General features: G+C 61.2%; 14 protein-coding genes. 4 read left to right on the top strand and 10 right to left on the bottom strand.

The window, feature by feature from the left end; translation table 11 throughout:
• Positions 1-20: 20 nt before the first annotated feature.
• From LOY31_RS12805 to LOY31_RS12765, 9 genes are all read right to left on the bottom strand, one after another.
• On the bottom strand, positions 21-1046 hold the full coding sequence (locus tag LOY31_RS12805) for a GlxA family transcriptional regulator (RefSeq protein ID WP_115077573.1): 1026 nt from the start codon (positions 1044-1046) through the stop codon (positions 21-23).
• Between the two features lie 128 nt (positions 1047-1174).
• Entirely contained in the window at positions 1175-2665 is a 1491-nt protein-coding gene (locus LOY31_RS12800) for an aldehyde dehydrogenase (RefSeq protein ID WP_258713411.1), read from the bottom strand.
• A gap of 1 nt (position 2666) precedes the next feature.
• Positions 2667-3569, bottom strand: a complete 903-nt coding sequence (locus LOY31_RS12795; protein WP_007955394.1) for a dihydrodipicolinate synthase family protein — start codon at positions 3567-3569, stop codon at positions 2667-2669.
• Positions 3570-3635: 66 nt separating this feature from the next.
• A complete protein-coding gene (locus LOY31_RS12790) occupies positions 3636-4964 on the bottom strand; it encodes an MFS transporter (protein WP_169430062.1) in 1329 nt (442 codons plus the stop codon).
• A gap of 63 nt (positions 4965-5027) precedes the next feature.
• Positions 5028-6344: an FAD-binding oxidoreductase gene (locus tag LOY31_RS12785; protein ID WP_007955396.1), complete on the bottom strand. Its 1317-nt coding sequence runs from the start codon at positions 6342-6344 to the stop codon at positions 5028-5030.
• 117 nt (positions 6345-6461) lie between these two features.
• Positions 6462-7520 carry a GlxA family transcriptional regulator gene (locus tag LOY31_RS12780; protein ID WP_258713410.1) on the bottom strand — a complete coding sequence of 353 codons (1059 nt, stop codon included), beginning with the start codon at positions 7518-7520 and terminating at the stop codon, positions 6462-6464.
• Positions 7521-7562: 42 nt separating this feature from the next.
• A complete protein-coding gene (proX, locus tag LOY31_RS12775) occupies positions 7563-8585 on the bottom strand; it encodes a glycine betaine/L-proline ABC transporter substrate-binding protein ProX (protein ID WP_258713409.1) in 1023 nt (340 codons plus the stop codon).
• A 42-nt stretch (positions 8586-8627) separates the two neighbouring features.
• On the bottom strand, positions 8628-9581 hold the full coding sequence (gene proW, locus LOY31_RS12770) for a glycine betaine/L-proline ABC transporter permease ProW (protein WP_169430059.1): 954 nt from the start codon (positions 9579-9581) through the stop codon (positions 8628-8630).
• A gap of 67 nt (positions 9582-9648) precedes the next feature.
• Positions 9649-10683, bottom strand: coding sequence for a glycine betaine/L-proline ABC transporter ATP-binding protein (locus LOY31_RS12765; protein ID WP_085604603.1), 1035 nt, complete (start codon positions 10681-10683; stop codon positions 9649-9651).
• A gap of 366 nt (positions 10684-11049) precedes the next feature.
• Between LOY31_RS12765 and LOY31_RS12760 the strand changes: the two genes are divergently transcribed.
• From LOY31_RS12760 to LOY31_RS12750, 3 genes are all read left to right on the top strand, one after another.
• The gene (locus LOY31_RS12760; RefSeq protein ID WP_007955405.1) at positions 11050-12009 is read left to right on the top strand and encodes a LysR family transcriptional regulator; all 960 of its coding nucleotides are present in this window, start codon (positions 11050-11052) and stop codon (positions 12007-12009) included.
• Positions 12010-12132: 123 nt separating this feature from the next.
• Complete coding sequence (locus tag LOY31_RS12755; protein WP_007955406.1) at positions 12133-13473, top strand: MmgE/PrpD family protein; 1341 nt, start codon at positions 12133-12135, stop codon at positions 13471-13473.
• A gap of 102 nt (positions 13474-13575) precedes the next feature.
• On the top strand, positions 13576-14811 hold the full coding sequence (locus tag LOY31_RS12750) for an aromatic ring-hydroxylating dioxygenase subunit alpha (RefSeq protein ID WP_258713408.1): 1236 nt from the start codon (positions 13576-13578) through the stop codon (positions 14809-14811).
• A 26-nt stretch (positions 14812-14837) separates the two neighbouring features.
• Here LOY31_RS12750 and yddG read toward each other — a convergent pair whose 3' ends face one another.
• The gene (gene yddG, locus LOY31_RS12745) at positions 14838-15737 is read right to left on the bottom strand and encodes an aromatic amino acid DMT transporter YddG (protein ID WP_309475639.1); all 900 of its coding nucleotides are present in this window, start codon (positions 15735-15737) and stop codon (positions 14838-14840) included.
• A 616-nt stretch (positions 15738-16353) separates the two neighbouring features.
• On the opposite strand from yddG, the gene LOY31_RS12740 reads away from it, so the two are divergent.
• Positions 16354-17664, top strand: a complete 1311-nt coding sequence (locus LOY31_RS12740; protein WP_085731848.1) for an MFS transporter — start codon at positions 16354-16356, stop codon at positions 17662-17664.
• The last annotated feature ends 5 nt before the right edge of the window (positions 17665-17669 follow it).

The raw sequence follows: 17669 nt of genomic DNA, 5'->3' as shown, positions 1-17669 counted from the left end.
GGAGCACGCCAAACGGCTCGTCATTTGACGAGCCGTTTTTCTTTGGAAGGTCGATAACCGAAATAGGCGCTGTAGCACTTGCTGAAATGACTCGGCGACACGAATCCGCACGCCACCAGCACGTCCACCTGGGACAGCTCGGTGTGTTGCAGCAGACGCCGGGCCTCGGTGATGCGCAGTTCCATGTAATAGCGTTGTGGCGTGGTGCCCAGTTGTTCCTTGAACAGCCGCTCCAGCTGACGTCGGGATCGGCCGGCATACACCGCCAGTTGCTCCAGCTCTAGCGGTTCCTCCAGATTGGCATCCATCAGCTTCACCACTTCACGCAACGGCGCGCTGACGCAGATGTTCTCGGTCGGTTTGATCCGCCGATAGCGCGATTCCTCGAACGCCAGAATGTCTTCGATGCCTTCGACCAGCGCCTTGTCGTGCAGGCCCTTGATCCAGTCCAGCGCCATGTGGAATGCACCGGACGGACTGGACGCGGTCAGCCGGTCGCGGTCGATCACGTAGGGTTCGCTGCTGACCTGAGTCGCCTTGGAAATCTCCGCCAGCGCCGGCCGATGCTCCGGGTGAATCGCACAGCGGTAGCCTTCCAGCACCCCTGCCCGGCCCAGGAACCACGCGCCGTTCCACAACCCGGCCAGGATCACGCCGGCCTCGGCGGCCATTTTCAGCAGGTTGATGAACTCGTCGCTCGCCTTCAATTCCGTGCGGTAGCCGCCGCAGATCACCAGTAAATCCAGTTCCTGCAACACGCTGGTTTCCAGACGCGAGTCCGGGCGAATCACCAGCCCGAGGTCGCTGATCACTTCACCGTCGCTCAGGCCGAAGGTGCGCGTGGAAAACAGACCGGGGCGCAGCAGATTGGCGGTGACAAGGGTGTCCAGCGCCTGGGTGAAGGCCGGCAGGGAGAAATGCTCCAGCAGCACGAACCCGGTGCGGGTCATGCGTCCCGGCCCGCTGGCGGGCTCGTTCAGGTAGCGAAGGTTCTTGCCCTTCATGCCACCGCTGAATTGGCGTCGTTCGATCAAGGTGTGGTCCATCGGTTTCATTGTTGTAGCGCCATGCTAACCGCCGGGGCGGCAAAATACTCGGGAATGAACGCAATTCGCCCCAACCGGTACGCGCGTACCGATCGGGGCGAAAAAGACCTGCGATTAACCGCGATGAATCAGGACGCGTCGATCCAGATGGTTTTCAGCTCGGTGTACTGGTCATGGGCCCAGATCGACTTGTCACGCCCACCGAAACCCGACTCCTTGTAGCCGCCGAAAGGCGTTGAAGCATCGCCCTCACCGAAGCAGTTCACGGTGACGATGCCGGCGCGGATCCCACGCGAGAGTTTCAGCGCATGGCGCAGGCTGCCGGTGTACGCCGACGCGGCCAGACCGTAAGCCGTGTCGTTGGCCAGGCTGATCGCTTCGTCGACGGAAGTGAACGTGGTCACGCTCAGCACTGGGCCGAAGATTTCTTCCTGGAAAAGACGACTGTCACGGCTGACGCCATCGACGATGGTCGGCTCGACGAAGATGTTGTCGGCCGTGTTGCCCCCCGCCAGCACCGAAAGATTCTCGTCCCGGGCATGGTCGAGGTACGAACGGACCTTCTCGAAATGCGCCTTGCTGATCATCGAGCCCAGACGGTTTTCCGGGTCCAGCGGATCGCCCATTTTCCAGTCGCCCAGATGCACCTTAACGCGCTGAAGCAGTTGGTCCTTGATGTCCGAATGCACGATCAGCCGCGACGAGGCCGAGCAGTTTTCGCCCATGTTCCAGAACGCGCCGTTGACCACGTGCTGGGCGACCAGATCGACGTCTTCGACATCGTTCATCACCACCGCCGGGTTCTTGCCGCCGCACTCCAGCACGATGCGTTTCAGGTTGGATTCGCTGGAATACTTGAGGAACAACCGCCCGGTATCGGTCGAACCGGTGAAGCTGACCATGGCGACGTCGGGGTGACGGCCCAGCGGCTCGCCCGCCTCCTTGCCGCCGCCGGGCACCACGTTGAACACACCGGCCGGAATCCCCGCCTGATGCGCCAGCTCGGCCACACGCAGGGTGCTCAGGGTGGTTTCCTTGGCCGGTTTGACCACAATCGAGCAGCCAGCGGCCAGCGACGGGCCGATCTTCCACGCGAGCATCAGCAGCGGGAAATTCCACGGCAACACCAGACCGACCACGCCGATCGGTTCGCGCACGACCATGGTCACCGCGCCGCTACCGGTCGGTGCGGTCGAGTCGTAGATCTTGTCGATCAGCTCAGCGTGCCAGCGCAGGGTATGAATCGTTTCGGGCACGTCGATGTTCTGGCATTCGCGGATCGGTTTGCCGCTGTCCAGGCTTTCCAGCACCGCCAGTTCATGAGAGTGGTCGTCCAGCAACTGGGCGAATCGCAGCAACACCGACTTGCGTGCCGACGGTGCCAGCCCCTGCCAGCGTCCATCCTCGAACGCCTCCTTGGCGGCGGCGACAGCGACGTCCACGTCCTGGGCACCGCACGCAGCAATCTCGGTCAACACCGCTTCAGTGGCCGGGTTGGTCGTGGTGAACGTCTTGCCGGACAGCGCGCTGCGAAACTCGCCGTTGATGAACGCCTGATTGCGAAACTCAAGCTTCGCCGCCAGTTCGCGGTATTGCGCTTGACTCAGAAGATCGGCCATTTCAAACCTCCGCGACGATGCGCGCCACATTCTGTTTGAGGGTTTTGATCACGCTTTCCAGCACTTCCTTCTCGGACGCTTCCAGCGGCTGCATCGGCTTGCGCACACCGCCGGCCCGCAGGCCGACCAGTTCGCTGCCGTGCTTGATCGACTGGACGAACTTGCCGCTTTCCAGCACGTCCATCAGCGGCAACAGCGCCGACATGATCCGCCGGCCCTTGTCGAAGTTCTTCTCCAGAACGCAGGCTTCGTACAGCGCAATGTGCTCGGCCGGAATGAAGTTCGAACCGGCGCAGACCCAGCTGCGCGCGCCCCAGGCGAAGAACTCAAGAGCCATGTCATCCCAGCCGCAGGACAGCTGAATCGAAGGATGTGAATGCGCCAGACGATGCAACTGGGCGGTGTCGCCGGAGCTTTCCTTGATCGCGACGATGTTCTTGCAACCGGCAATCGCCTCGAAGAATTCAGGCCCCATCGCCACGCCCATCCGCGCCGGATAGTTGTAGAGCATGATCGGCAGGCCGGCGGCCTTGTCCACGGCCAGCACGTGCGCGGCGATTTCCTTTTGCGTCGGCAAGGCATAGGGCGGCGAGCCCACCAGAATCGCGTCGGCCTCAATCGACTTGGCGTGCTCGGCGAAGGCCACCGCATCTTCGGTGCGGATCCCGCCCGTGCCGATTACCAGCGGGATGCGGCCGTTGATCACTTCCTTCGCGCGCTCGGCCACTTTCAGCCGCTCGGCGGTTGTATGGGCGTAGTACTCGCCGGTCGAACCACCGATGACGATGCCGTGAACCCGTGACTCGATCAGGTACTCGACCACTTCGGCAAACGCCGAATAATCGATCTGGCCATCGGCGGACAAAGGCGTAATGGCTGGGGTAAAGATGCCGTCAAAGTTCATAGGTTTTTCTCCAGTGATTGCAGTGTTCAATGCGTTGGCCCGACGCCGATAAGGCCCGGGCAAGGTTCAGTTCAGCGAGGCAGCCTGTTGCAGGTTGAGCGATCGGGTTTCCGGCGCGAGCACCCACGACAGCACCAGGCCGACCAAGGTGACGGCCGCCGCGATGTACATGGTCTGGGCGATGCCCAGCGTGCTCAGGGAAACCGGCACCAGATAAGTCCCCGCCGCCGCGCCGATGCGCGACAGTGAGGTGCCGACACCGACCGCAAAGGCGCGGATTTCCGTAGGAAACAGTTCATTGGGGTACACCAGCGTCAGCACCTGGGCGCCGCCGATGAACAAGGCGTAAACGGCAAAGAAGGCGAGCACCAGCGCATTGGGCCCGGCATGACCGACGGCCAGCCCGAGCAGCGCAAGGCCCGAGCAGAGAAAGCTGTAGATCAGCAGATTGCGTCGGCCGACACGGTTGATGATCCGGGTCGAAATCACGCAGCCGATGACAAAGAACAAGGTAATCGCCACCGATCCCAGGGACGACCAGTCGCCCTGCAGATTCAGCGCGGCCAGCACCTTCGGCGCAAAGGCATACACGGCGAACAGCGGCACCACCGAGCAGGTCCAGAACACCACGACAAACAGCATGCGTTTGCCGTAGCCGGAGTGCAGCAGGTTGAAGATCGTCAGCTTCTCGCCCACCCGGTGTTCAGGAAGATTGGCCAAGGAAAAGTCGTTGCCGTAGACCTGTTTGATGATCGCCTCGGCTTCGGCGGCGCGGCCCTTGCTCAGCAGCCAGCGCGGCGATTCGGGGGTGCCGATGCGCACCAGAAACAGCATCGCGCCGATGATCGCCGCGCTGGCCAGCACCAGCCGCCAGGCATCTGAGCCCCACAGCTTGAACATCAGCTCGCCCACCACATACGCCGTTGCAGCCCCGGCGAACCACATGATTGTCAGCGTCGCCAGACGCGGGCCGCGATATTTGCGCGGCATGAACTCGACCAGCAGCGAGGTCGCCACCGGGTACTCGATGCCGACCGCCACTCCCAGCAGCAGCCGCAGAAAAAACAGCGCCACCGCGGAATCGACCCACAGCTGCGCCAGCGAGGCCACGATGAACAGGGTCGGCCCGACAAACAGCAGACGTTTGCGCCCCAGCACATCGGTCAGCCAGCCGCCGAGAAAACCGCCGAAGAAAATGCCGATCAGCGCCGAGGCGGCGATCATGCCTTCCCAGAAATCGTCCAGCGCCAGAGACCTGGACATGTGCACCAGCGCCACACCGATGATGCTCAGAACATACCCGTCGACAAAGGAGCCACCGGCCGAACGGATCGTCAGCAGACGATGAAAGCCATTGAGCGGTACGTCCTCGATTGATACAGCAACGTTGTTCATTTCTTGTCCTTGTATTCAGTGCATCGCTACTTCAGTTCATCGCGCAGGTCGGGCGATGAGCGTTCAACTTTCGCGGCCGGCGCGGTATTGCCCCCACTTCAGGTTCATGTTCACGCCCAGCGACAGAAACGGTTCGGGCGGGTTGCCCGTCGGCCCCGGGGCCTGCAACAGAAAATCGATCAAGCCGTCGCGCTCCCCGGCCAGCCAGTCGGCCAGCAACTTGCCGGTGACCGTGCCACGGGTGACGCCCAGTCCATTGCAGCCCAGCGCGCCGTAAACGTTCGGCGCCAGTTCGCCGAAGAAGCCGTTGTGGTTCCTCGACATGGCCAGCGCCCCGCCCCAGGTGTATTCGAACTTCACCCCCGGCAGCATCGGGAAGCGCTGATCGAACGAGGCGCGGTGCCGGCGCACGAAGCGCTCGTTGTATTTGCTGTTGCTGCGGCCATCGGGGTTGAAGCTGAAACTGTTGCGGATCAGCAAACGGTTGTCGGGGGTGCGCCGCACCGTGGTGCCGAACGGGTCTGCCGGGATCGCGCCCCAGAACGGTTTGCCACCGAGACGCGCCTGCTCTTCATCGGTCAGCGGGCGGGTGATGCTGGCGTAGGTGTAGATCGGCAACATACGGCCCTGCAGAAAACCGAAGCGCATGCCGAACGAGTTGTTGGCCAGGATCAGTTTGTCGGCGGTGATGCTGCCGTGAGCGTGCTTGAGCAAAGTCTTGGCGCCGTACTCCACTTCGAGAATCGGCGTGCGCTCGTAGAGGGTGACGTTGGCCGGCAAACTGTCCGCCAGGCCCTTCACCAACGCCGACGGCTGAACCAGCACTGCCCCGGGGGTGAACAACGCCTTGCGGTAGAAACGGGTGCCCAGATGCTCGGGCAATTCTTCGGCCTCGATCATCTGATACGGCTGACCGAGCTTGTCGAGACCCCGACGATAAGCTTCCAGCACCGCGATGCCGCGTTCTTCCACGGCTGCCTGATACTTGCCGCAGGCTTTCATCTGGCAATCGATGCCGAACTGATCGACCAGATTACGCAGGATCGACTGCCCCTCCAGGTTCAGCTTCAGACTGATCCGGGCCAGATCGATATCACCGATATAGTCCTCGGCCCCGATGTCGTGGGGCAGATCGATCGCGAAACCGGCATTGCGACCGGACGGCCCCAACCCCACTTCCTGCGCTTCGATCAGCACCACTTCATCGTCGGGGAAGTTCAGCGCGAGCTGGCGTGCCGCCGCCAGCCCGGTGAAGCCGGCACCCACGACGACCCAACGCGCCGAACGGTGGCCGCGATGGCCTGGCTCGGGACTGCGCGGCCGGCTCAGGTGGAACCAGCCACAGCTGTCATCATCGGCGGGCAGCGAACTGACTTTCATAGTGTTGAACCGTTTATTGTTGAAATGACAAATCGAACCCGACACGAAGCAAACGCGCGGAATCGCGTTGAATGAAAACAGCCATCAAAGTTGCGTTACTTGAATCTTTTCAATCGCTCAGAAGTTGGCGGCGAGCGCATATCGCCCGGCATCGGAATCGTTCGCGTAGTAGTAATCCCGGAAGGTCATGGGCGGCAGTCCGAACAGATCCTTGAAGCGTTTATAGAAGTGCGGATAGCTGACAAACCCGGTTGCCAACGCCACATCCGTCAATGAGCGATCACTTTGCACAATCAACTGCCGGGCCCGGGTCAGCCGCAACTCCAGGTAATAGCGGTTGGGAGCGGCATTCAGATATCGCGCGAATCGTCTTTCCAGTTGGCGGCGGGAAACACCGACGTGACTGGCGATCTCGTCAATTTCCAGAGGCTCCTCGATGTGTTGTTCCATCAGCGAAAGCGCCATGTTCAACCGCTTTGGAATGGCCGCCGGCCGGACATCTTCGGTGCGCAGCGTTTCCCGGCTTTTCGGCTGGTGCACTCGTCTGATCTCACCCACCAATGACGCATCGCTGCGCGAACCCAGCTCCTGCATCAGCGCCAGCGTCATGTCCAGCGCCGAGCAGGCATTGGCGCACGTCCCGCGACGCTGGCCAAAGGCGAAGTCCCGAGTGCACGCCTTCAATTGCGGGAAATACTCGCCGATCAGTGCGCGACTATCGCCATGGCAGGCGAACTCCTGCCCCTCCAGCAATCCCGCATCCGCCAGGTAGAACGCAGCGTTCCAGCAACCCGCCACGACGCCTTTGGCGCAAGCCACTTTTTTCAGAACCCGACGCAACATCGGGCTGGACGACAGCCGGACCCGCTGACCACCCACAACGATCACCGCATCCTGATTGAACCCTTCCGCCGCCAGCCGTTGCGAGGAAATCGGCACGCCGACATCACTGTCGACCAGACCGCCTTGCAACGAATAAGTCGAAATCCTGTAAACCGTATCGCCGTTGATCAGGTTGCCGGTGGCCAGCGCGTCCATGGCTGTCGAAAGGGTCGTCAGCGAGAAGTGATCGAGCAGAATGAACGCCACCCGCACGACGCGTTCATGCCCGACCAGATCCGTGGTCTGGCGAAACCCGATGTTCTGCAGTTTCAATGTGCTTTGGAAAGTGTCCATGCTGCGCCACCCGATACCGTCACTTGACAAGGAACAACCCGCTTACTTGGCCGCCGCCCGCGCATCATTCAGCCAACCGTCATAACTTTGCTGGTGGGCCTTGATCCACTCGGCGGCGTGGCGCTTGATGTCGGCCAGGGACTTCTCGCCCTGCTGCATCTTCAGGTTCTGCGCGCTTTCGTCGGCGGTGCTGATGCTGACTTCGGAGAGGAACTTGCGGGCCACCGGGTTCTTCTCGGCGAACTCCTTGTTCATGACAACGTTGACCGTGTCCACCGGGAAGCCGAGGTTCTTGCCTTCGTAGAAGGTGTCCTTGCTTTCCTTGCCGTCAGGCAGATCGGTGTACGGCACCGGCAGCCAGACCACATCGCGGCCTTCGACCAGCACGCTGGAAATCCACTGCGGCACCCAGGTGAAGAACAGCACCGGTTTGCCTTGCTGGTAGCGGGCGATGGTGTCGGCCATGAGCGCGAAGTACGAACCGCGGTTGTCGACGACTGTCGGCTCCAGGCCGTAGGCCTTCATGTGGTGTTCGACCATGACTTCGCAGCCCCAGCCCGGGTTGCAACCGGTCAGGTCGGCCTTGCCGTCACCGTTGCTGTCGAACAGTTTGGCGATCTCCGGCTTCTTCAAATCCGACAGATCCTTGATGTGGTAAGCGTCTGCGGTTTTCTTGTCGATCAGGTAACCCTGCAGCACGCCCTTCATGATCTGCCCGACCTTGACCATCACATCATTGCCGCCAGCCTTTTCATAAAAGGCTTCGTGCAGGTGCTCCCACTCATGCACGGTGAAATCCGCGTCGCCGTAGGAGAGCGCCAGGAACATCGCCGGGTAATCGGTCTCCTTCGGCTGTTTGACGTCGTAGCCCAGTTCCTTGAGCCCGGCCACGACCACTTCACCGCGAAAGCGCTCTTCGGCGATGGTCGGGAAAATCGGCGTGATCGACACACCGGCGCCAGGTTTGCTGGCGTCCGCCGCGAACACTGCTGAACACAGAATCGTGCCCATGACTGAAGAAACCACACCCGCCACTACGCTTTTCTTGAGATTTGCCAGTTTCATGTTTCACCACGCTTTGGAGTTTTAATGGGTGAGCAGAAAGGTTCAGTTAATAACCGCACGAGCAACGTTCTTCTTTTTCTTCAACTTCATGACCAGTCCGACCGGCCCGCTCTCATACCAGCGCTGCCCGGTGGCCAGATCGGCGCTGCGTTCACCCATGGCCTGGGTCAGGCGATCGAGGAACACCGCCAGCAACACCAGCCCTGCTCCGCCGACACTGGCCAGGCCCATGTCGAGGCGACCGATGCCGCTGAGCACCATCAGCCCCAACCCGCCGACCGAAATCATCGAGGCGACCACCACCATCGACAGCGACAGCATCAAGGTCTGGTTCAGTCCGGCCATCATGGTTGGCGCGGCCAGCGGCAATTGAACCTTCATCAGCATCTGCATCGGTGTGCAGCCAAAGGCCCGCGCCGCCTCGACCTTGTCCGCCGGCACCTGACGGATGCCGAGGTTGGTCAGCCGCACCAGCGGCGCGACGGAGAAGATGATCGTGACAATCACACCGGGCACGTTGCCGATGCCGAACAGCATCACCACCGGCACCAGGTAAACGAACGCCGGCAGGGTCTGCATGGCGTCGAGCACCGGGCGGATGACCATTTCCGTGCGGTCGCTGCGGGCACACAGAATGCCCAGCGGAATCCCGATCACCGCGCAGAACAACAGCGAAGTCAGCACCAGTGCCAGGGTGACCATGGCGTCGTTCCATACGCCGATCAGCCCGAGCCCGGTCAGTGTTGCCACGCTGAAGATCGCGATGCGTTTGCCGCCGATCTGCCAGCTGATCAGCCCGGCGATGATGATGAACACCGTCGGCGGCAGCGAAAGCAGCCCCCACTGGACGCCGTCGAGCACCTGATCGACCGGCCAGCGAATCGAGCGGAAGACATCCCGAAAGTTATGCACCAGGTATTTAAGGGCGGTTTCAACCCACGACCCCAGCGGAATATTCAAACTCTGGAAGGGATCCAGAAAGTTAAAGTCGGACATGACGCTACCTCGCACTTGCGCACTGCGTGATCATTCTTGTTAAACAGACGTTCTGTTAAATAGACGCTCAGCTATTACCCAGGCAACTTAAAAGATGCCCTTGCGAGATCGACCCTTTATAAAGTCCAACTTCATCAACTACCGGCATTGGCGTAGATGAAGCCGCAACAAGATGAAAGATCTCGCGCAAGGAAGCGTCAGCCTTTATCGGAGTTTGGCGACCCGGTTCATAAACAATGTCCGAATCAGTCTGTGCGATATCGCCGGCGCGCAATATCCGGCTGGTGTCGAAACCGTTGAAGAAGTCCCGGACATATTTGTTCACCGGGTTGCACAGCAGCTCTCGGGGCGTGCCGATCTGCACCACGCGCCCGCCCTCCATGATCGCGATGCGGTGACCGATGCGAACGGCTTCTTCAATGTCGTGGGAGATGAAAATGATGGTGCGATCCTGCTCGGCCTGAAGCTTGATCAACTCGCCCTGCATCTCGCTGCGGATCATCGGATCGAGCGCGGAGAACGCTTCGTCCATCAGCAGGATGGCCGGGTCGTTGGCCAGCGCCCGGGCCAGGCCGACCCGCTGTTGCATGCCGCCGGAGAGCTGATGAGGAAAGCACATTTCCTGCCCGGAAAGCCCGACCTGCTCAAGGGCACCCATGGCCCGGCAGTAGCGTTCCTTTTCGCTGACACCGCTGATTTCCAGGCCGAAGCTGACGTTGTCGATGACACTCATGTGCGGCATCAGGGCAAACGACTGGAAGACCATGCCCATGTCTTTGCGGCGCACCTGCAACAGGTCCTTGTCGCCCAGGCCGGTGATTTCCCGGCCATTGAGAAAGATGCTGCCGGAGGTCGGTTCGATCAGGCGATTGAACAGTCGGACCATGGTCGATTTGCCGGAACCGGACAAACCCATGATGACAAAGATCTCGCCGCGCTTGACCGAGAAGTTGGCATCGAACACACCGATGGCCTGGCCGGTCTTTTTGAAAACTTCCGCTTTCGATGCGCCTTCTTCGATCAACTTCATGGCCAGTGCTGGCTGAGTACCGAAGACTTTATAAACATTCTTTACGCAAATTATTTCGTCGGAGCGAGTCATACCTTGCCTCCATCGCGTAGTGCATATTCGGGTTCAAACAATATGCAATCGAGCGAAACTGGTTTTGAGCGGCAGCGGTAATAGTTAAATGTCGTCACGACGGGTTTCCTTTTATTATTTTTGGGACCCCAGGAACGAGGGACGTTTCAAATTTATTAGCATCCCCCTGCTTAATCCAACGACATTTACAGGGACATGTTGATAACGTCGGGTTATGGATCGTGCGAGCGTCGATGTGACGGGCCAGACATCGCCCATCCGCGACCGGGACTATCCTTGCAGCGACGCTGGCGTATCCCTGCCCGCAGGCTTCCGTTACCCTCGTCGCGCTTCGCCCGCAAGCCGCAATATCAGGAGGCCGTACGAATGACCAAGCATGTCGACCCAGACACCATCTTGCTGAAGATGCCGTCCTTGAGGGCCGTAAAGGCATTTGTCGCGGCCGCGAAATATCAGAGTTTCACCCGTGCCGCCGAAGCATTGTGCGTTTCGCAAGCCGCGATCAGCCGGCAGATCCGCGAGCTGGAAAGCTACCTCGGAGCGCAGTTGTTCACCCGTGTCGGGCGTGCCGTTGAGCTTACTTCGGCGGGCGCGCTGTTCTTCGATGCCGCGCAGCTGTCTTTCGTGAATATCGCCCAGGCCGCCGAGCGCATCCGCAGCAGCCAGTCCGGCAAGAAAGTGCTGACCATCTGCTGTTCCCCGGCGTTCTCTGCATTGTGGCTGTCGAATCATCTGCCCGAGTTTTTCGCCCAGAGCGAAGGCATCGAGCTGAACCTGATCACCACCCAGAACTTCCTGACCATGGAACCGGGCGTGCAGCCCGACGTGTTCATCACCAAGATTTCGCGTGTCCGCGAAGGCTACCGCAGCTACCCGCTGTGCCATGACCTGATCTACCCGGTGTGCACGCCGCAGTATCTGGAGAAGCATCCGGAAATCTCGACCATCGAGGGTGTGCGCGATTCGGCCCTGCTCAACCTCAGCCCCTACGGGCGCTCGCAGGTGGCCGAGCATGTCGACTGGGGCGTGTGGCTGGCATTTCAGGCCATCGATATCGATGATCGTCCGGCAACCAGTCCGCAGATTTTCAATGCCAATGACTACAACCTGCTGATCAGCATGGTGCTCACCCATCAAGGCATCGCGCTGGGCTGGAATCATCTGGTGGCACCGCTGGTGCAACAGGGATTGCTGGTGCGCCCGATTGAACAGGAAGTCCAGCTGCGCAACAGTTGGCACTACCTGGCCTGCCGGGAAAATGCGGACAACGAAGACGCATTGCGCCGGTTTCGCGAATGGATCCTGTCGAAGTTTCCCCGCCGCTAACCATCGATTTGGTTATCAATTGCCCGACGAAAATGTCGTTGGAGCCGCACAACCTTCCTGACTCATTGTGGAGCGGCGCCGGCCGGGATCTGGCCGGTTCCCCTCACAGGAAGGAATTGTTGAATGTCACTCTACGAATTCTGCCGCGACTTTGACTTCATCCAGGCCCCGGCCAAGACCCGGGAGATTTTGCAAAACAGCCTGCTGGATATCGTCGGCGTCATGGCCGGTGCCGCGTCCAATGACACCAGTGTGGCGCTGCGCCGTTTTGCTGTTTCGCACTATCCCACCGGCGAATACGGCAGTCGTCTGCTATTCGACGGTCAGCGTGTAAGCCTGTTGGGCGCGGGTTGGGCTGGCGGCTTTTCTGCCGACAGCCTCGATGCCCACGAAGGGCACTTCCGATCCAAGGGGCACGCCGGCGCGACCGTGGTGCCGGCCCTGCTCGCCCTCGCCGATGCGCTGCATCACCAAGGCAAGGAAGTCAGCGGACATGAGCTGTTGAGCGCGTTGTGCATCGGTTATGAAACCGGACTGCGTGCCGGAACCGCCCTGATGGCGACCTCCCCGACCTACCATGCTTCCGGCGGTTTTTCGGCGATTGGCGTGGTCTGCGCCGGCGCCCGGCTGCTGGGTTTTGACGAACCGACCTTTCGCCATGCGCTCGGCATCGCCGAATACTTCAGCGCCCGTTGCCCGATGATGCGCCTGATCGCGTTTCCGACCATGTTGCGCGACGCCCACGGCAGCGGCGCCTTTGTCGGTTTGAATGCGCTGCTGATGGCAAAGGAAGGCGTAACCGGCGCGCCAGCGGAAACCGTCGAGGACGCCTCGGTCGCCGAGCACTGGCTCGACCTCGGTCAGCGCTGGGAAATCGACAGCCAGTATTTCAAACCCTGGCCGGTGTGCCGCTGGGCGCAACCGGCGCTGACCGCGATGCTGCAACTGCAACAGGATCATCCTGCGCTCAACGCTGAGGTGATCGAGACCATCCGCGTCGAGACCTTCTACGAATCGATGTGCCTGCAAGGTCACACCCCGGCGGATGCCGATCAGGCGCAATACGCCCTGGCCTTTCCGCTGGCGGCGCTGATCGTCAGGGGCAAACTCGGACCGGACGAAGTCACCGGCGAATCGATCCACGCGGCCGACATCCGAGCCTTGAGCGCACGCATCGAGATCGTCGAAGCCGCCGATATTTCCGCGCGATTCCCCAATGAAATCCTTTCGCGCGTCACCGTCACCCTGAAAAACGGCAACGTGCTCGTCAGCCCGATCACCGCCGCACGCGGCGATCCCGAAACGGCCCTGAGCCGCGAAGAACTGGAGCAGAAATTCGACCTGTTCGCCTCAAGCCTCGGCAGCGAACGCAGCCTCGCGGTGAAACAGGCGATTCGCAATCTGGACCAGTCTGCGTCGGCCATCGCCACGCTTGAGCCGATCTTCGAACGCCCTCACCCATAACCGCAACGCATCGATTGCCCGCAGGAAATGTCGTTTGTGACGGCTTTCCCGGCACAGATAGGCTGGACCTGTTCCGGCCCTACGCGCATGACGAGGAAAACAATGAACAATAAAGACACCGTGTTTGACCTGATCGCCCAGCGCAAACCCTGGCACTCGCTGCCGGGCGTCCTCTACAAGGATGAAAACGTCTATCGCCAGGATCTCGAGCAGATCTGGCACAAGGACTGGATTTTCGCCGGGCACACCTTCGAAATTTCCAAACCCGGCCAGTACTTCACCCTGCAGATCGGTGATTACCCGGTCGCCGTGGTGCGCGGCAAGGATGGCGAAGTCCGGGCATTTCACAACGCCTGCCGCCATCGCGGCGCCAAGATCTGCGAACACGAGCACGGCAAGGTCGCGAAAATGGTCTGTCCTTATCACAAATGGACCTACGAGCTGGACGGCAACCTGCTGTACGCCGGCAACATGGGCCAGGATTTCGACAAGGCCCAGTACAACCTGAAGTCCGTGCATTGCGAGATCGTGCACAGCTACATCTATGTCTGCGTCGCCACCAAGGCGCCGGATTTCGAAAGCTTTCGCAAGGCCGTCAGCCCGTTCATCGCCCCGCATTATCTGGACAACTGCAAGGTGGCGTACGAGTCGACCATCATCGAGAACGGTAACTGGAAACTGGTGTTCGAGAACAACCGCGAGTGCTACCACTGCGACGGCTCCCACCCGGAACTGCTGAAATCCTTCGTCGACAATCTGTCGGTCGGCGGTCTCAGCGGTGAAGACGACCCACAGCTGTCGGCCTACTGGAACACCTGCGAGCAGGCCGGTTTGCCGAGCCGTCTGGTGATGGACATCAACGGTCAGTACCGCATGACCCGCATTCCGCTGTCGTCCGGGGCGGTCAGCTACACCATGGACGGCAAGCCTGCGGTGAATGGGCGGCTGGACAAAACCGCCGAGCCGGACATCGGCGCCCTGCTGTACTTCCACTACCCGTCCACCTGGAACCACTTCCTCGGCGACCATGCCCTGAGCTTCCGGGTTCTGCCGATCAGCGCCACGCAAACCATGGTCACCACCAAATGGCTGGTGCCCGACACAGCAGTGGAAGGCGTGGACTACGACCTCGAACGCCTGACCAAAGTCTGGATCGCCACCAACGATCAGGACCGCACGCTGGTCGAAGGCACCCAGCGTGGCGTGACGTCCCCGTCCTATGAACCGGGGCCGTACTCGGAAACGGCGGAAACCGGCGTCTGCCAGTTCGATGACTGGTATTGCGCCACGATGATGGACCGGCTCAAGGGGCCGATTCCGTTGAAGTCCGTGGGCTGACGGGCATGCGCGGCAACGCCGGTTTTTCAGGAGAACTGACGTCGCCGCGTCGCTTGCCAGCAGATCAGCGAACCCACGGTCACCAGCACCGCGCCCTGCCAGAACTGCATCTGCAAACTGACCCCCAGCCACAACGCAGCGAAGGCCGACGACAGCACCGGCGCGCCGTAGGACGCGGTCGCCAGCAAAGTCAGGTTGCCGCGCAGGATGCCGATATTCCACAGCGCATAACCGCCAGCCATGGCGACGCCGGTGGCGATCAGTTCGAGGGAGTTGCCCAGCGTGAATGCGGAAATCCGTTCACTGCTGAAGCCCCACTTCACCCACAGCACAATCGCCGTCAGCACGAAAAACAGCACCACCAGACTCTGCCCGTTGGCATAGCGGCGCGTGACGTTGCAGTACAGCGCAAACGTGATCGCACAGGCCAGCGCCAGGCTGTAACTCAGCGGGTTGGAATTGACGTTGGCGATGATCCCCGGCAGCGACAGGCCCTGACCGCTGACCACCCAGAGGATGCCGAACAGCGCGAGCGCACTGCCGGGGACGATGAACCAGCGGGTTTTCTGCCCGTTCATGAAGATCGCCAGCACCACGGTCAGGCACGGCCACAGGTAATTGACCACGCCCAGTTCGATCGCCTGTTGCCGGTCACTGGCAAACCCCAGCGCCAAAGACAGGCACACCTCATACGCAACGAACAACCCACTGCCGAGCAGGAGATAGAGTGTTGACGTGGAACGAAGACGCGGTCGCCCGAGAAACATCACCAGCAGGATCGCCCCCAGGGTGTAGATCATCGCCGCTCCGCCGAGCGGGCCGAAATGTTCACTGACGCCCCTGATCAACCCGGCAGCGGTGCTCCACAACACAATCGCCAACAGCCCGCACGCCGTGGCAGCGCGCTCGCCTCTTATCTGCATCATTGCCTCTGGATCAACATCGCGATTCGACCGCACAGGCTAACGAGGGAAACCGGATCGATACAGCAACTTTTCTTCCGGGCAATGAATGCGCTGGGGTTATCGATCCTGTCTTTATCGATCGTTCCCACGCTCTGCGTGGGAATGCAGCCCGGGACGCTCCGCGTCCCTTCCACGGCAGGACGCGGAGCGTCCATGGAACGTTTCCACGCCATTGACCTTGATCGTTCCCACGCTCTGCGTGGGAATGTAGCCCGGGACGCTCCGCGTCCCTTCCAACGGCGGACGCAGAGCGTCCATGGAGGCGTTCCCACGCAGAGCGTGGGAACGATCGGCGTGATCAGTGCTGAAACGGACGAGCCTGCGTCCCAACGTCGCAGGCCCGGCACCTTGGCAAACGCCACACAAGGCTTAAAATCGCGCCTCCTCTTGCAGTCGCCCGAACGGCGCCTGCCCGCAGCCATGACAACCCTCAGGTTTGAACAGCCGGCCACTTTCACGAAGTGCGCCAGGCTCAATCGTCCTGCCCGTTCGGCGGTCGTTTGTCTTCAACACACTTCGGCTTGGCACTCGCATGCGCAGAGGCGCACGTTCCGCTGTTCGATCACTTGAGGTTTTTATGACACCGCGTTTGCTGGCCATGGCGCTGGCGCCCCTGCTCGGGCTATTCATTGTTGCCCTGGGCAACGGCTTTCTGTCTTCTTTGACCACCCTGCGCCTGGGCGCTGCCGGCGAATCGGCAACGATGATCGGCATCGTGTCCTCGGCCTATTTCGCCGGCCTGACGCTTGGCGCGATCTTCAACGACCGGCTGATCCTGCGCATCGGCCATATCCGCGCCTACAGCAGCTTCGCCTCGCTGATCGCCGCGACCATCCTGCTGCAAGGTCTGTTTTATGACACCTGGGGCTGGGTCGTTCTGCGCCTGATCAACGGCTGGGCCACGGTCGGTGTGTTTCTGGTGATCGAGAGCTGGCTCCTGCTGGCCGGTGACGCGAAGATTCGCGGGCGTCTGCTGGCGCTGTACATGATCGTCCTCTACGGCGCCGGTGTGCTGGGTCAGGCGTTTTTGGGGAAAATCACCGGGCTGGGCGACACGGCGCCGTTCATGGTCGCCGGCATGCTCGCGACCTTGTCGGTGTTGCCGATCGTGATCCTGCCGCGCGTTTCGCCGTTGCTGGAACAGGTCGAACCGCTCAAGCCACGAGCGCTGCTGGGCGTATCGCCTACCGGTCTGGTCGGCTGCTTCGGCTCCGGCGTGACCATCGCCGCCATCTACACCCTGCTGCCGCTATACCTGCAACGCATCGGCCTGAACGTCGGCGAAGTCGGCAGCATGATGGCCTGGACGATCCTCGGCGCGATGCTGCTGCAATACCCGGTCGGGCGTTGGTCCGACCGCAAGGATCGCCTGCAGGTGCTGACCGTGCTCTGCGCCGCGTGCACCGTGCTGTCGCTGGTGATCGTGCTGGTGCCGCTGTCCTCGGCCATGCTTGCGGCGATGCTGTTCCTGTTGGGTGGCGGCGTGTTCGCGTTGTATCCGGTTGCCGTCAGCCACGCCGCTGACCGTGCGCCGGTCGAAACCCTGGTGCCGATGATTCAGGGCATGCTGCTGATCAACTCGCTGGGCTCGGCGATGAGCCCGCTGCTGATCTCGCCGGCGATGAATGCCCATGGCGAAACCGGCCTGTTCTGGGCCTTCGCGCTGGTTAACCTGGCCATGGTGACGTTCTTCTTCTGGCGTCGCGGCAAGCGTCCGGTGCCGGCCAATCCGGCGCCGTTTGCGGCGGCAGCGACGTTCTCGCCAACCGGCGCCGAGCTGCGGGTGACCGAGGATCTGCGTCAGGCAGCGCAGGAGCATCCGCCGATGGTCGACGCGTTGAGTGGCGAAGCGGCGCCGCCAACGGGATCCCGCTACGAAGCCAGTTGAGTTTC

The organism is Pseudomonas sp. B21-021 (genome assembly GCF_024749205.1).
Lineage (GTDB): Bacteria > Pseudomonadota > Gammaproteobacteria > Pseudomonadales > Pseudomonadaceae > Aquipseudomonas > Aquipseudomonas paraglycinae.
This window is presented reverse-complemented; position numbering and strand designations above follow the sequence as displayed.

Coding starts and splice junctions, on each gene's coding strand:
- LOY31_RS12805 (WP_115077573.1), bottom strand. CDS start 1,046: ATGGACCACACCTTGATCGAACGACGCCAATTCAGCGGTGGCATGAAG.
- LOY31_RS12800 (WP_258713411.1), bottom strand. CDS start 2,665: ATGGCCGATCTTCTGAGTCAAGCGCAATACCGCGAACTGGCGGCGAAG.
- LOY31_RS12795 (WP_007955394.1), bottom strand. CDS start 3,569: ATGAACTTTGACGGCATCTTTACCCCAGCCATTACGCCTTTGTCCGCC.
- LOY31_RS12790 (WP_169430062.1), bottom strand. CDS start 4,964: ATGAACAACGTTGCTGTATCAATCGAGGACGTACCGCTCAATGGCTTT.
- LOY31_RS12785 (WP_007955396.1), bottom strand. CDS start 6,344: ATGAAAGTCAGTTCGCTGCCCGCCGATGATGACAGCTGTGGCTGGTTC.
- LOY31_RS12780 (WP_258713410.1), bottom strand. CDS start 7,520: ATGGACACTTTCCAAAGCACATTGAAACTGCAGAACATCGGGTTTCGC.
- proX (WP_258713409.1), bottom strand. CDS start 8,585: ATGAAACTGGCAAATCTCAAGAAAAGCGTAGTGGCGGGTGTGGTTTCT.
- proW (WP_169430059.1), bottom strand. CDS start 9,581: ATGTCCGACTTTAACTTTCTGGATCCCTTCCAGAGTTTGAATATTCCG.
- LOY31_RS12765 (WP_085604603.1), bottom strand. CDS start 10,683: ATGACTCGCTCCGACGAAATAATTTGCGTAAAGAATGTTTATAAAGTC.
- LOY31_RS12760 (WP_007955405.1), top strand. CDS start 11,050: ATGACCAAGCATGTCGACCCAGACACCATCTTGCTGAAGATGCCGTCC.
- LOY31_RS12755 (WP_007955406.1), top strand. CDS start 12,133: ATGTCACTCTACGAATTCTGCCGCGACTTTGACTTCATCCAGGCCCCG.
- LOY31_RS12750 (WP_258713408.1), top strand. CDS start 13,576: ATGAACAATAAAGACACCGTGTTTGACCTGATCGCCCAGCGCAAACCC.
- yddG (WP_309475639.1), bottom strand. CDS start 15,737: ATGATGCAGATAAGAGGCGAGCGCGCTGCCACGGCGTGCGGGCTGTTG.
- LOY31_RS12740 (WP_085731848.1), top strand. CDS start 16,354: ATGACACCGCGTTTGCTGGCCATGGCGCTGGCGCCCCTGCTCGGGCTA.